This is a genomic window from Comamonas sp. JUb58, from assembly GCF_004364775.1.
GTDB lineage: Bacteria > Pseudomonadota > Gammaproteobacteria > Burkholderiales > Burkholderiaceae_C > Comamonas.
On sequence record NZ_SOAL01000004.1, the window covers coordinates 197,774 to 212,267 of the forward strand.

The window sequence follows — 14,494 nt, forward strand, 5'->3', positions numbered from 1 at the left end:
GCCAGCCAGCGCATCGACTGGCCCCGCAGCCTGGCCGCCAAAGGCCAGGCCAAGTTGGCGCGCCCGCACCTGCGCTACCGCAAGCAACCCGCCGGTGCACAGCTGATGCACTGCGTGCTGCTTGATACCTCCGCCTCCATGCTGCGCGGCCAGCAGCTCGCCCGCGCCAAGGGCTATCTGCAGGCCATTGCCGAGCAGGCCTACCGCCAGCGCGACAAGCTCTGCGTGCTGGGCTTTAGCGGCGACAGCGCCTATGTGATCCAGGCAGGGGCCAAGGCCCAGGCCTGGAACGAGGGCTGGATCCGCCCGATTGCGGGCGGCGGCGGCAGCCCGCTGGCCAGCGCCATCGCTTTGCTGGAGCGCCTGCTGCAGCGCGCCCGCCGCCAAGGCCCCGTGCATGCCTGCGTCTGGCTGCTCAGCGACGGCCGCTTTGCCCAGGTGCCCGAGCGCCCCAGCTGCGCCGAGCAGATCACCGTCGTGGGCTTTGACCAGGGTGGCCTGCCCTTGCAGCTGAGCCAGCGCCTGGCCGCGCGCTGGCATGCGGATTGGATACCGGCTTGAGCCAGTGCCTTGCGCCGCCATAGCGGCTCATTGACCTTACAAATCCTCTAGGGATGCTCTGCAAAACCCTCGCCAAGCGGGATGGACGCGGATCGGGATGAGCCGCAAGGCGTCTTTTGCAGTCAATAGCCGTAGCTATTGACAAGGAAGACAACGCAGCGGATAGCCCGAGACCGCGTTCAGACCACGGCAGGGAGTTTTGCAGAGGGTCCCTTGCTGCATACAAATTGAGAACCGACGCTCACCCTGCTGTCGGTTCTTCATGCGTGTCGGTTCTCGGTGAGTTTTGAACTTTTCTCACTGAAGTTTGAACTCGGAGCGCTCTGAGCTCACCCAGAGTGCATGCCGGAGCGACTTTCAGCCTGTCGCGGCCCCTGAGGTTGCAGCGAGGCTGCTGTTGCACGTGGTCAGTTGAATTCACAGCCAGAAGCCGACATAGCGGAGAAAAAAATCTATAAACCGCAGATTGGCGGTTTCTGTGTTTTGTCTACTTACCTCAATGCTGTGGCCATCCGCACGGCGTCCTTCGCAGGCGGAAGCCCGAATGCACGAGCGTATTCTCGGCTGAACTGGGTCGAACTTTCATAACCGACTGCGTAGGCGGCAGTGGTCACGTTATGGCTCATTGCCAACAGTAGCGCCCGCGCTCGAAGTAGCCGGATTTGCTTCTGGTACTGCAGTGGGCTGAGTGCGGTTACCGCCTTGAAGTGGCGGTGGAACGCCGACACGCTCATCGATGCCTCTCCAGCAAGCTCTTCCATACGCAAGGGCTGGGCAAAGTCCTCGCGGATCCGTTGCACCACTCGGTTGATTCGCTCCAAAGAAGAGTCCGGCGTGGCGATGTCACGCAGCATCCAGCCCATCGGCCCTTGAAGCACGCGGTAAAGAATCTCGCGCTCGAAAGCGGGCGCGAGCGCAGGAATGTCGGACGGTGTCTGCATTAAACGCAGCATGCGGACCCATGCATCGAGCAACTGCGGCGTCACGGCTGCAACAGAGAAGGCCGTCGGCTGCTCTTCCCGTCTAGCCGTCCTGGGCACATCCGCCAACAATGCTGCAATGATGGGCTGCGTGAGGGTCAGGCTCACGGCGAGATAGGGGGCGCCAGACGGGCTGCTGCGCACCACACCTGCAGCCGGCAAGTCAATGGACATCACGAAGTAGGTCGCCGGGTCATAGTGGAGCGTTTGCCCACCCACAGTCATTGACTTGCTCCCCTGCAGGATGAGATTAACCATGGGGTCATACACAGCGGCCAGTTCATGCTCCGGTATGGCGCCCTGGACCATCGCCACGCGCGGTATTCCCGTCTCGGTCCGGCGGTTCTCCGCGTGGGCGGCCAACCGCCGAAGCTCGTTGAGTTGATCTTCCATGCTGCTATTGAACCTCTACCGCCGATCGCGCACAAGCTAAAAAGCAGAAATAGGCAGGAATCAAGTAGAAACGGGTGTGCGCTATTCGTGCCAAAAACATATCGTGGAGCCACTGAAATTCACTGGAGCCGAGTATGAAAATCATCGTCATCACCGGGGGCAGCAGAGGCATAGGCGCGAGCGCCGCCTTAGAGTGCGCCCGCCGTGGATTGGGCATCATCCTGACCTACAACCGAAACCCGCAAGCCGCCCAAGCTGTGGTGAGGAAAATCGACGCAGTCGGTGGTCAGGCTGTAGCGTTACCGCTCGACGTTGCAGACGCCGGTACGTTCCCTGCGTTTCGAGACACGGTGCTGCAGACGCTGACATCGACATGGGGTGAAAGTCGACTGGATGGTTTGGTGAACAACGCCGGGTACGGGATCTTCAATCCGCTGGATTCCGTTACCGAGGCGCAGTTTGATGGGCTGATGAACGTTCACCTGAAGGGCCCCTTCTTCCTGACCCAGGCACTGCTGCCGCTGCTGAAGGACGGCTCGAGCATCGTCAATATGACCAGCGCGACAACCCGGGTGGCGACTGCAGGTGTTGCGCCGTACGCCAGTTTCAAGGGCGGCTTGGAAGTTCTCACCCGCTACATGGCCAAGGAGTTTGGAGAGCGCCGCATCCGCGTCAACGCCGTGTCCCCAGGCGCCATCCGTACCGAGCTTGGTGGCGGGCTGAACGCAGAGTTCGAGGCTTTGCTGGCGGGCCAGACTGCACTTGGTCGGGTCGGTGAACCTGAAGAAGTGGCACGGGTCATCGCGACCTTGCTGACGGACGACGGTGCATGGGTCAACGCTCAGAACATCGAAGTCTCTGGTGGCTATATCGTCTGAAAGGAGTTTTCCATGCTCGACCACATCTTCCTCACGGTCAACGACATCGACCTATCCATCGCTTTTTACGAGAGAGTGCTTCCGCTGCTGGGCATCAATGTGCGGCACAACTACGATGGCAAGGATGGTCCACCGGGTCATCCCGACCTCAAAGGTTTCGGCGCCAATGGCCGTATGTTCTTCTGGTTGCGAGAGGGCAAGGCGGCCCCTGGTGCCGTGCATATCGGCTTTGTCGCCGACTCCGAAGAGACGGTGAACGAGGCGCACGCAAAGGCTTTAGCGGCAGGTGCGGCCGAGATTCATCCGCCTGGCCCTCAACTGCACTACGACCCGCGCTACTACGCGGCACAGGTTCGAGACCTCGACGGATACAGCCTCGAATTCGTCTACAAAAGCTGGCAACACGAGGCAGAGTGATGCCTTTGAGAAACGATAGCGTGCACACCCTGGCTGACACACTGATTGCTGCAACCAATGCTTTCGATGTCAATGGCGTGCTCGCCCTGTTTACGCCTGATGCGGTCATCGACGACCCATCTACCGGCCATAGGTTCGAAGGCCAAGCCGGAATTCGCGATTACATCGAGCGGTTCTTCATCGGCTACCACACGGTCACGCGCATCCTGTCCATCCAGTACCTCTCACTCAAGCAGGCGCTGGTGCGCGTCGACTTCACAGGCACCTTCGGCCATGAGATTGGCCTGCTGGAGCTGCACGTGGACGAGCGCGGACTCATTGTTCGCATTGACGCTGACCTGGAGTGAAGCCCAAGGTGCGTGCAGCTAGCCACGAGGCAAGCGGCGTGACCTTGGCAACTAATGCCTGCTCATGAATTTACAACCCGCTGGTTGCACCTGGCGGGCAATAACTTGGAGTCCTGCCGGCTGCGGCTAGAAACATTGCTATGAAGAAGCTGATGATTTATGGGGCTGCCGGCTACACCGGTGGCATGGTGGCGGAGCATGCGAGGGCTGCAGGGCTCAGCCTCGTCCTCGCAGGACGCGACCAGAGCCGCGCTGCTTTGGAAGCGAAAGCCGCAAGGCTTGGAGCCGAGACACGCATTTTTGATGTCAACAACGCGGAGGCCGTCGGAACTGCTCTTGAAGACGTGGCAGTGTTGCTCAATGCAGCCGGGCCGTTTGCAAGCACCGCCGAACCCCTGATGGTTTCTGCCATCCATTGCGGCGTTCACTATCTCGACTTCTCCGCAGAATTGGTCACCTACTGCCGCGCACTTGCTCTGGACGCGCAAGCTCGCGCAGTTGGCGTCATGCTTCTACCTGGAAGTGGAGGGAGCGTCGCGATGCTTGGCAGTCTCGCGGGGCACGTTGTCGCAAGGGCAGTGGCACCTCGGCAAATCAACGTCGCCCTGCATGTGGCGGGCGGGATGTCGAAAGGTTCGGCGATCAGCGCGCAGCAAAAAGTGGTTTCGCAGACACTGCGCCTGGTCGATGGCCAATTGGCCTCAGGTAGTCCTGAAGATGTTCGGGACTTCGACTTCGGGCGAGGACTGAAGTCCTCGTTTCCCGTGACGCTGCCGGACCTTTTGACCATCCATCACGCAACGGGCGTCGCCGACATCGACACTTTCGTTCATGTCTCTTCAAACGCCTTCCCGACGGGCGACGTAAGCAATCTTGCTGCAGGCCCTAGCGCAAAGGAGCGAGACGAGAACCGGTATCAGGCGGCCATTGAGGTCACCGATGCGGACGGTACCGTTTTGCGGGCTTTGCTGGATACGGTCAACGGCTACACCTTCACTGCCATCGCTGCGGCGGAGGCCGCTCGGCGGGTGCTCAATGGCGAAGGGAAACCAGGGTTCCAGACGCCCGCCGGACTGTTCGGGCACGGTTTTGCAGCGAGCATTGCCGACACCCGAATCACAGACCTTGAAAGCTCTCCGGCCTAACAAGTGGCGGAATCGCCGGAGAGGGTTTACTTCGCTGCGCGAAGCTGCAAAAGCATTTCTCTGCTGACATTGAAAGGCAGCTTTCACGGTCTTCAAGCTTTCCAAACGGATCGCAAGCCGCCATCGGAACAGCTCGACCAGCTGGCCAGCTAGGTAGGATCTTTACGCAAGCTGCCATCGACCAGTCCGTTCGTAGAACACGCTTGGCTTGGCCTGTAGGACCTTTGCAAGAGTGTGAGAATGACTGGATCAACCGTTATCACTGCTTCTGTAAATGTCCTTGATCTACAAGGACACGAATTTGCAAGAGCAATGAGCTCCTAGAGCTGAATGGCGCCGACAACCGCCAAGTTGCCATTAAGGCTGCAATACATCCAGTATTCGGTGCGCTGAACACCCCTCTCGTACATTGTCTCTAACTAGTCAGGCCCATTGCATGCGACCCAACACCCACTTCCAGATCGAGGTTGAGCGCTGCGGCGTTGAGCCGTTTCAGCTGGTTGCGAACGCCGCCTGCGAAGCCTCTGCCTTTGCCATCACTGAGGCCCATGTCCGGCCTGGACATGTGATCACCATCGCTTGCCTGGGTGAAGGCGTAGATTACGGAAACCTCATCATGGAGGTCTCCGCAGACGGCGATATCAACCTGGTTGCGCATGCGCATCGAGGGTTCCAAGTAAACGGGGTATCGCTGGAGCCAGCCTTGGCGGCATTGCGATTCTGGTTGCCGCTGCAGGAGCGAGATGCCCGTCTCGCATGGGAGGATCAGTGAGCCCAACCCATGCTTTCCACGAATCGCCTCTGGTCACTGCTGAACTTAGCTGTGGGCGAATTGCCGCAATGCGCTGCTAGCGACCATCAACGATGACGCCCGCTGCCGCCCTGCCCTGCACCCTGCTACGAGTAGGGAGATGCCCCGCTTAGTTGCCCCAAAGCAACATACATACATAGGCCACAAGTAGGTATTCACACTGGATCGCCGCTTTTTGGGCCGCAAGCGGCGCGGAATGTGTAGGACAAGCCCCGCTTTTAAATACAATTCGTTCTCATTCCTAACACCAATCCCCTGGCAAACCTCGCTGCGGCGCCCCTGACTGGCGCCGTTGTGCTGTGCCCGCCTCGTTTTTTGCTGCCTTTACCATGTCCGCATTCACCAGCACCTCGCGCAAGCCATCGGGCCCCCGTCCAGCCCTGAGCCAGATCACAGCAGCCGTCCTGATCAGCCTGGCACCCGCTGCCAGCGTGCTGGCCCAAACGGCAGATGCTGCGGCTGCAGCGCCTGCCGATGACGAGCCGGTCGCAGAAAGCACCTTGGAGACCATCCAGGTCTCCGGCGATCTGCTGGGCAGCGGTCTGCAGAACCAGCTCAAGACCTTTGCCGGTGCCCGCACCATCGTCGACAAGGACGTGATCGAGAACAGTGGCGCCTCCAGCATTGGCGACGTGATGCGCCGCATTCCAGGCGTGCAGAGCAGCGACAACTCCGGCACCGCAGGCAGCGCGGTGTCGCTCAATATCGGCGTGCGTGGCTTGACCGGCCGCTACTCGCCCCGCTCCACCGTGCTGCTCGATGGCGTGCCGCTGGCCGTGGCGCCCTACGGCCAACCCCAGCTGTCGTTTGCGCCGGTGAGCCTGGCCAATATCGAATCCATCGATGTGGTGCGCAGCGGCGGCGCGGTGCGCTATGGCCCGCAAAACGTGGGCGGCATCATCAACTTCAACACCCGCGCCATCCCCACCAGCAAGGACATCACTGGCGATGTGACCATGCGCTACAACGGCTTTGGCAAGGGCGGCGAGAACAACACGCTCTACAGCACCTTCCTGGGCTCGCAGCTGGACAACGGCCTGGGCTGGGCGCTGCTGTACTCGGGCATGACCGGCTCCGAATGGCGCAAGGACAGCGATGAGCGTTTGAACGACGTGGCGCTGAAGTTCCGCTACGCGCTGTCGGGTACCTCCGAGGTCTACGGCAAGCTGTCTTACTACGATGTGCGCTCCAACACGCCTGGCGGCCTGACGGTGGCCCAGTACAACGCCAACCCCTTCCAGAACACCCGCCCCACCGACATGTGGGACGGCGAGCGCAAGGGCCTGGACCTGGGCTATATCAACACCCTGTCGGACACGCAAGAGTTCGAGATCCGCGCCTACTACAACGACAGCTCGCGCTCCAGCCGCCTGATCAATGCCGCGCAGACCCAGATCAACTACCAGCCGCGCAACTACCAGACCCTGGGCATCGAGCCCCGCTACACCCAGCGTTTTGCACTGGGCAGCAGCACGCATGATGTGACCGTGGGCTACCGCTTCATCCGCGAGCGTGGTGACGACAACAGCAGCCTGCTGAACCTGTCCACCAACGTGATGGGCGCCACCACCTCGTTCGACAACGCCACCGATGCCCATGCCGGCTACATCGATGACCGCATTGCCATCGGCGCCTGGCGCATCACCCCGGGCGTGCGCTTTGAGCACATCAAGTCCGAGCGCGATGACCGCAGCGGCGCGCAAAGCTTTGACACGCGCAACAACAAGTGGCTGCCCTCGGTCAGCGTGTCCTACCTGGTCAACCCGGCCCTCACGCTGTTTGCCAACTACACCACCTCGTTCGGCCCGGTGCAGAACATCCAGCTGAACTCGCAAACCGCCGCCAACCCGCTGCGCCCCGAAGTGGCCAAGACCAAGGAAATCGGCGCCCGCTGGCAAGACAAGCAGTGGCGCGCCGAGGCCACGGTGTTTGACCTGCGCTTTGACAACCAGATCCTGCAGACGCCGGGCGTCGTGCCCGTCACCTTTGCCAATATCGGCGCCACCAAGCACCAGGGCCTGGAGCTGGCACTGGAGTACAGCTTTGACAAGGCCAGCGCGCTGGCAGGCACCACCGTCTACGGCAACTACACCTACACCAAGGCGATCCAGAAATCCGGCACCACCGCTGGGCTGGACGTGCCCTTCTACGCCCGCAACACCGACACCGTCGGCGTGCGCTATGAGCGCGATGCCTGGGGCTTCAACCTGTCGAGCACGCACCAGAGCAAGCAGTACTCGGACCTGGCCAACACCGAGGCCGAATCGGCCAATGCCAATGTGGGCCGCATCCCCGGCTTCCGCCTGTGGAACGCCCAGGTCAGCTGGAAGGTGCCGCAGTACAAGGGCAGCGAAATCATGGTCGGTGTGAACAACATCGCCGACCACCGCTACTACACCCGCAATGTCGACGGCAACCCCGGCCGCATGGTCGGCGCGCCGCGCACCTTCTACGTCCAGGGCCGCTACGCGTTCTGATCCACCTACACCCGGCCTCCTCTAGACAAGACCCGCAACACCTGATGCGGGTCTTTTTTGCCGATGGCCCCGCCTGTTTTGTGACCCTCTGATGACCCTTTCCCGCACCTCCGCCCACTCCGCTTCCTTCCACCCGCTGAGCTGCCTCAGCGCCGTCGCACTGGCCATCGCCGCCTGGCCTGCAGCCGCGCAAAACGCGCCCGATGCAGCAGCCCCCGCGCCGGCCGCCGAGGCCGTGCTGCCCCAGGTCATCGTGCAAGAAAAGGCGCAGGAAGCCGGCTACCAGCCCAAGCGCGCCACCACCGCCACCCGTAGCGATGCGGCGCTGCGCGATGTGCCCCAGGCCATTGCCGTGGTGCCCGCCCAGGTGCTGCAGGACCAGCAGGTGCGCTCCATCGATGAGGCGCTCTACAACGTCAGCGGCATCACCCAGGCCAACACCCTGGGCGGCACGCAGGATGCGGTGATCAAGCGCGGCTTTGGCTTCAACCGCGATGGCTCCATCCTGCGCGATGGCATCCGCACCGTGCTGGCCCGCAACCTCACCTTCACGACCGAGCGGGTCGAAGTGCTCAAGGGCCCCAGCTCGGTGCTCTACGGCACCATGGATCCGGGCGGCGTGATCAATATGGTCACCAAAAAGCCCCAGCTCAGCTCTGCCGGCCAGGTGGGCGCCTCGCTGTCCAGCTACGGCGGCGGCGGTGCCTCGGTCGATCTGACCGGCCCCATCGGCGAGCAAGGCCTGGCCTACCGCTTCATTGCAGACACCAGCGATGTCGACTACTGGCGCAACTTTGGCAAGAACCGCCAGACCGTCATCGCCCCGTCGCTGGCCTGGTATGGGCGCGACACCTATGTGCGCATGTCCTATGAGCACACCGACTACGAGCAGCCCTTTGACCGGGGCACCGTGATCGACAGCCGCACCGGCCGCCCGGTGGCCATCGACCGCCGCGAGCGCTTGGACGAGGCCTACAACCGCACCCTGGGCGATTCGGACTTCTTCACCGTGCAGGCCCAGCACAGCCTCAATTCGCAGTGGAAGCTCAACGCCGCCTACAGCTACAACCGCAACCGCTATGACGACTACCAGGCCCGGCCGGTGTCGCTCAACCCCACCACCGGCATCCTCACGCGCAGGCCTGATGGCACGCGCGGCGCGCTCAGCCAGCAGCATGTGGGCCAGATCAACCTGGAAGGCAAGCTGCAAGCGGGCGGCATGACGCACGAGATCCTGGCCGGCCTTGACGCCGAGGACAGCAATATCTTCCGCCGCGACATCATCCGGGGTAGCAACAGCGGCGGCTTCAATGTCTACGATCCGGTCTACGGCAACCTGCCCAATGCCACCACGATCGACGAGGCGCAAAGCGCCCAGAGCGACAAGATCCGCCAGCAGGCACTGTTCGCACAGGATTCGATCCGCCTGTCGCCGCAGTGGCTGCTGCAGCTGGCCGGGCGCTGGCAGCACTACGACCAGATTGCTGGCAAGGGCCGGCCCTTTGTGGTGGGCAGCGAGGCGGACGGCAGCAAGTTTGTGCCGCGCGCCGGCCTAGTCTGGCAGCCCAGTAGCGAATGGTCCATCTACGGCAGCTACAGCGAATCCTTCAAGCCGCAAAGCAGCATTGGCAGCGTCATCGGCACCCTGCCGCCCGAGACCGCCAAGGCCTGGGAGCTGGGCACCAAGTGGGAGTCGCCCGCCGGCATCACCGCCACCGCTGCGCTCTATGACATCCGCAAGCGCAACGTAGTGGTGAACGAGACCATCGACGGCCAAAGCTATGCCCGCGCCGTGGGCGGTGCCCGCTCGCGCGGCCTGGAGCTGGATGCTGCCGGTCGCCTGGGCAAGCAGTGGCAGCTGATTGGCACCTATGCCTATACCGATGCCGCCGTGACCGACGACCCGCAATACCAGGACAACCGCCTGGCCAATGTGGCCCGCCACACCGCCTCGCTCTTTGCCGCGTATGATTTTGCTGCCAGCAGCAGTGGCCGCTGGCGCGCCGGCGCCGGCCTGCGCCATGTGGGCCGCCGCGCCGGTGATGCCGCCAACAGCTTCAACAACGCCGGCTACACCGTGGCCGACAGCTTTGTGAGCTGGGAGCGCCCCTGGAGCGGCCGCGTCGTCAAGCTGCAGCTCAACGTCAAGAACCTGTTCGACAAGAACTATGTGAGCTCCTCGGGCAGCCCTATCTATGTGTCCTTGGGTGAGCGCCGCCAGGCCGTGCTGCGCGCGGTCGTCGATTTCTAAACTTGAGCAGTCCGACAGAATCAAAAGACAACAAAGACGAGCATGTGGAGTTTTAAAAATATCTGGTTCCAGATCCACTGGCTGATCGGCATCACCGCAGGCACGGTGCTGATCGTCATTGGCCTCACGGGCGCCACCTATTCCTTCCAGGATGAAGTGCTGGACTGGGCCAACCCGGGGACCGCCAGCGTGCCGGTGCAACAAAGCCCGGCGCTGAACCCGCCCCAGTTGCTGGCCGCCGTGCGCGCCAGCGGTGAGCAGCGCCGCATTGACCGCATCACCCTGTACGCCGAGCCCGGGCGCAGCGCCCAGCTCGCCTTTGCGCCGGAGAAGGGCGAGCGCCGGGGCCAGAGCGTCTACCTCAACTCCTACACCGGCGCCCAGCTGCCAGCCCAAAGCGGCCGCGAGTTTTTTGAATGGAACGAGCGCCTGCACCGCTGGCTGCTGCTTCCGCGCGACGATGGCAAGCCGATAACCGGCAGCCTCTCGCTGTGCCTGCTGCTGCTGTCGCTGTCGGGCCTGTACCTGCGCTGGCCGGCCAAGCCACTGTCCTGGCGCAGCTGGCTCACCTTCAATGTGCGGCGCAAGGGCCGGCCCTTTCTCTGGGGCCTGCACTCGGTCGCCGGCACCTGGGTGCTGGTGGTCTATGTGATGCTGACCCTCACCGGCATGTACTGGGCTTTTGATGCAGTACGCGCGCCGGTGGACCGCTGGATGGGCGCGCCCTCCCGCGCAGCGGCCCGGGCCGAGCAATCGGCCGCACAAGAGGCGGCCCGCAAGGCGCCGCCGCTGAATATCGAGCCCGCTACGCTGGAGCCCGCCTGGCAAGGCTTTACGCAGCTGGCCAGCCAATGGCAGTTTGCGCAGATGCGCCTGCCCCAGCGCGCCGACCAGCCCGTGCAGTTCAGCTGGTGGGGCGCCGACGCCCCGCATGACCGGGCACGCAACCAGCTGAGCCTGAGCCTGGACGGCAGCGTGCAGCGCGACGACCGCTTTGCCGACCTGCCCGCCGGCCGCCGTGCGCTGGCCGCCATCTACCCGCTGCACACCGGCACCTATTTTGGGATGACCGGCCGCATCATCGTCACCGTTGCGGCGCTGATGATGCCGCTGTTCGCCATCACCGGCTGGCTGCTCTACCTGGAGCGGCGCCGCAAATCCCGCGCCGCCGCCAAGGCCCAGCGCGCGCTGCTGGAGGGCGATGGCCCGCAGCCCAGCCCCGCTACCGGTGCCAACACCGGCGCCAGCATTGCCGTGGTCTACGCCAGCCAGGCAGGCCATGCTCAGCAACTGGCCGTGCGCACCGTCGCGCGCCTGCGCAGCGCCGGCCTGGCCGCACAGCTGCTGCCCGCCGCCAACCTGGACATGGCCCAGCTGCAGCCGCAGCGCCAGCTGCTCTGGGTGGCCAGCACCTTTGGCGAAGGCCAGCCACCCGACAGCGCCCGCCGCCTGGCGCGCCTGCTGCAGCAGGCCGAAGGCACGCCATTGGCGCACCAGCGCTTTGGCATGCTGGCCCTGGGTGACCGCCAGTACAGCCAGTTCTGCGGCTTTGGCCTGGCACTGGCGGCACAGCTGGAGCGCCTAGGCGCCCAGCCCGTGTTTGCGCCCATCACCATGGATGCCGAAGACGACAGCGCCTGGCAAGCCTGGCTGCAGGCGCTGGCTGCGCACTGGGGCGTGAACGCCGCACCCGCCACGGCGGCAGACAACGCCGCGGCCAGCGTGGCCGATTCCGATGCGCCCGACGCCCTCTTCCTGCCCGCGCAGCTGATCAGCCGTCACCACCTTAACCCCGGCAGCAGCGGCCAGCCGCTCTACCAGGTGGAGCTGGGCTTTGCGCCCGAGCAAGCACTGCAGTGGCAGGCCGGTGGCCTGGTCGAGGTCAAGGCCGCACATGCGCCCGCCCAGGTCGATGCCTGGCTGCAGGCGCAGCAGCTCGATGGCAACGCCGCCGTTCAGTGGCGCGGCAGCGCCAGCAGCCTGCGCGATGCGCTCAGCGCCTCCGAGCTGCCCACGCTCTCAGCCCCTGCCACATCGGCCCAGGCTGTGGCCGACCAGCTGCATCCGCTGGCCCCACGCAGCTACTCGCTGGCCTCCTTGCCGGCCGATGGCCGCATTCGCCTCTATGTGCGCCAAACCCTGCGCGAGCAGCCAGGCGCTGCCCCGCAGCTGGGCCTGGCCTCGGGCTGGCTCACGTCGCATGCGGCGCTGGGCAGCAGCATCGCGCTGCGCCTGGTCGACAATCCCGGCTTTGCGCCGCTGGTCGGCGATGCGCGGCCCGCCATCTTCATGGGCAATGGTTCGGGCTATGCCGGCCTGCGCGGTCACCTGCGCCACCGAATTGCGCAGGGCCAGTTCGACAACTGGCTGATCTTTGGTGAGCGCCGCCGCGCGCACGATTCCTATGCCGAAGACGAGGTCTGCGTCTGGCAGGCGCATGGCCAGATCGAGCGCGCCGACTACGCCTACTCGCGCGACGCCCGCGATGCCAGCCACCAGGCACCCGGCCAAGGCCCGCACCGCTATGTGCAAGATGCCCTGCGCGCTTCCGCCGAGCCCCTGCAGGCCTGGCTGGCCCGTGGCGCTGTCATCTACGTCTGCGGCAGCTATGACGGCATGGCCACCGGCGTGGACCAGGCGCTGACCGAGCTGCTCGGCGAAGAAGGGCTGAACGCCTTGATCGACGAGGGGCGGTACCGGCGGGATGTTTACTGAGTGGCGAGGCCGTCGCCGGCCTCCACACCCAAAACTAGACTCAAACAGGGCAGTGCTTTCAGGCACTGCCCTTTTTTCTTGCGCGTCAGGTTCACGGTGCTCGCTCAAGCTACGGTCCCCTGGTTGCACAAACGTGAGGTGCCCAGCTCAGGACACTGACGGCTACGGGAGCTGCGTTCTCAACCTGTCCCACCAAGTCGGCGGGATGCGGATGAGATGCTGTGCTTCATCCCCCCACATAAACTGCTCACAGGCTCCTTTCGGGCATATCCAGTGGGGACGCGGAAAATAATCATTATATGCAGAGTACTCGATTATCAACAGATTGCTCTCGCGATCTAAAATCTGCATCATATACAGCTCATCAATATTTAATATTTTTTCTCTTAAAAGATATATTTTTGCAATATATCTACCATCATCCGATGGATACTTCCAAATAAAAACTGCGTTTCTCCGCTCATAAATCTTATACAAGTTAAACGAAGCAATAGTCATTAACGCAAGAAGAAATATCGCTATCTTGAGTGACTTCATAGCATCGAAAACGAAATATCTACTTGTTCAACCTTAGAATCAGAAAATACTATGAAATCCATTCCTCTTCCGCTTTTGACTCTATAATCCCTTAATGAGCCATTGGTAAACATACTGCAGAATGGGGCTACCCCAAGTCGATAGACCTCGCTTTCGGTCCAACAGGCCAACCACTGGAAGCCTGAAAAATCAAAGACATCTCTGATATAAATCTCGACTTCCGAAATATAAATAAACCCGTCTGCCACCACCGCTTTACGAATCGCTGCCATCACATTAAATCTTCCCAATGCAGCTGTCAGCGCATCTGGCGTCTCAAATATACTTCCTTGCCTATACCTTTGAAATTGCCACTTGAAGTGCAAGCTCTTAATATCCAAATGGGAATTATCGATCATTAAATTTGTCTTCTCTGAAATCACCACATTTGCAAAATGTGACAAAATTCGTTTTTTTATCGCCTCTCGCGCTTTGGGCGTATTAAGTATTGCTTTCAACTGATTGATTGCATTGATCGCCCTCGGAAAGCTCTCCACCCACTCCATGCTAACTATTCCAGTACTGTATGCACCATATTCATCAGCAGATATACTACCAACTGCTGCTTCTTTAGTCATTACTTTAGCGGCCCCATTCAGCCAAAATTCCATCAGATTGGCGCCCTGATGCCAGCCTTTTTTACGCATCGTACTGGGTATATCCTCAGGCCCATACGCTAGCGATTCTGCAATTCTATTAATGTCGTCCACGCCACCGTTCATCATCGACGGCGAAAGGGGATGGGCTATCTCTCGCAAAGCGCCAAATTTTTCGGCAACATTGGAAAAATTGTGCATTCCCAGCGGACCGGGTACCCGGCAGTATCCAGCAACGCCATGGGCGCCTGGGGCATTCGGGTGGATGAACTCAGAACTATCCACCAACGACTGAAATTCCCTGAAGTAAGTCATGTGAATTCCTTTAAAAGGATCCAATGCTACTA

General features: G+C 61.8%; 12 protein-coding genes. 9 read left to right on the forward strand and 3 right to left on the reverse strand.

Annotated features, from left to right (window positions below):
* Positions 1–54 precede the first annotated feature (54 nt).
* Positions 55–561, forward strand: coding sequence for a VWA domain-containing protein (locus EDF71_RS05835; protein WP_208300995.1), 507 nt, complete (start codon positions 55–57; stop codon positions 559–561).
* Between the two features lie 491 nt (positions 562–1,052).
* Here EDF71_RS05835 and EDF71_RS05840 read toward each other — a convergent pair whose 3' ends face one another.
* Positions 1,053–1,934 carry an AraC family transcriptional regulator gene (locus tag EDF71_RS05840; protein WP_133855654.1) on the reverse strand — a complete coding sequence of 294 codons (882 nt, stop codon included), beginning with the start codon at positions 1,932–1,934 and terminating at the stop codon, positions 1,053–1,055.
* 134 nt (positions 1,935–2,068) lie between these two features.
* On the opposite strand from EDF71_RS05840, the gene EDF71_RS05845 reads away from it, so the two are divergent.
* The 8 genes from EDF71_RS05845 to EDF71_RS05880 all read left to right on the forward strand — a co-directional run bounded on the left by EDF71_RS05845 (position 2,069) and on the right by EDF71_RS05880 (position 12,975).
* Positions 2,069–2,812: an SDR family oxidoreductase gene (locus tag EDF71_RS05845; RefSeq protein ID WP_133855655.1), complete on the forward strand. Its 744-nt coding sequence runs from the start codon at positions 2,069–2,071 to the stop codon at positions 2,810–2,812.
* Between the two features lie 12 nt (positions 2,813–2,824).
* Positions 2,825–3,229: a VOC family protein gene (locus tag EDF71_RS05850; RefSeq protein ID WP_133855656.1), complete on the forward strand. Its 405-nt coding sequence runs from the start codon at positions 2,825–2,827 to the stop codon at positions 3,227–3,229.
* Positions 3,229–3,576 (forward strand): nuclear transport factor 2 family protein, encoded by a 348-nt coding sequence (locus EDF71_RS05855; RefSeq protein WP_133855657.1) that lies wholly within the window; start codon positions 3,229–3,231, stop codon positions 3,574–3,576. Before EDF71_RS05850 ends, EDF71_RS05855 begins: the two co-directional genes overlap by 1 nt.
* A gap of 140 nt (positions 3,577–3,716) precedes the next feature.
* Positions 3,717–4,721 carry a saccharopine dehydrogenase NADP-binding domain-containing protein gene (locus EDF71_RS05860; protein ID WP_133855658.1) on the forward strand — a complete coding sequence of 335 codons (1,005 nt, stop codon included), beginning with the start codon at positions 3,717–3,719 and terminating at the stop codon, positions 4,719–4,721.
* Positions 4,722–5,157: 436 nt separating this feature from the next.
* Complete coding sequence (locus EDF71_RS05865) at positions 5,158–5,493, forward strand: hypothetical protein (protein WP_133855659.1); 336 nt, start codon at positions 5,158–5,160, stop codon at positions 5,491–5,493.
* A 368-nt stretch (positions 5,494–5,861) separates the two neighbouring features.
* On the forward strand, positions 5,862–8,009 hold the full coding sequence (locus EDF71_RS05870; protein WP_133855660.1) for a TonB-dependent siderophore receptor: 2,148 nt from the start codon (positions 5,862–5,864) through the stop codon (positions 8,007–8,009).
* Positions 8,010–8,100: 91 nt separating this feature from the next.
* Positions 8,101–10,260 carry a TonB-dependent siderophore receptor gene (locus EDF71_RS05875; protein ID WP_133855661.1) on the forward strand — a complete coding sequence of 720 codons (2,160 nt, stop codon included), beginning with the start codon at positions 8,101–8,103 and terminating at the stop codon, positions 10,258–10,260.
* Positions 10,261–10,302: 42 nt separating this feature from the next.
* Positions 10,303–12,975, forward strand: a complete 2,673-nt coding sequence (locus EDF71_RS05880; RefSeq protein ID WP_133855662.1) for a PepSY domain-containing protein — start codon at positions 10,303–10,305, stop codon at positions 12,973–12,975.
* A 162-nt stretch (positions 12,976–13,137) separates the two neighbouring features.
* On the opposite strand, the gene EDF71_RS24935 is transcribed toward EDF71_RS05880, so the two are convergent.
* Together EDF71_RS24935 and EDF71_RS05885 are read right to left on the reverse strand one after the other, a co-directional pair.
* Positions 13,138–13,512, reverse strand: a complete 375-nt coding sequence (locus EDF71_RS24935; RefSeq protein WP_166656459.1) for a hypothetical protein — start codon at positions 13,510–13,512, stop codon at positions 13,138–13,140.
* The gene (locus EDF71_RS05885; protein ID WP_133855663.1) at positions 13,509–14,462 is read right to left on the reverse strand and encodes a DUF6402 family protein; all 954 of its coding nucleotides are present in this window, start codon (positions 14,460–14,462) and stop codon (positions 13,509–13,511) included. Before EDF71_RS05885 ends, EDF71_RS24935 begins: the two co-directional genes overlap by 4 nt.
* Positions 14,463–14,494: the final 32 nt, after the last annotated feature.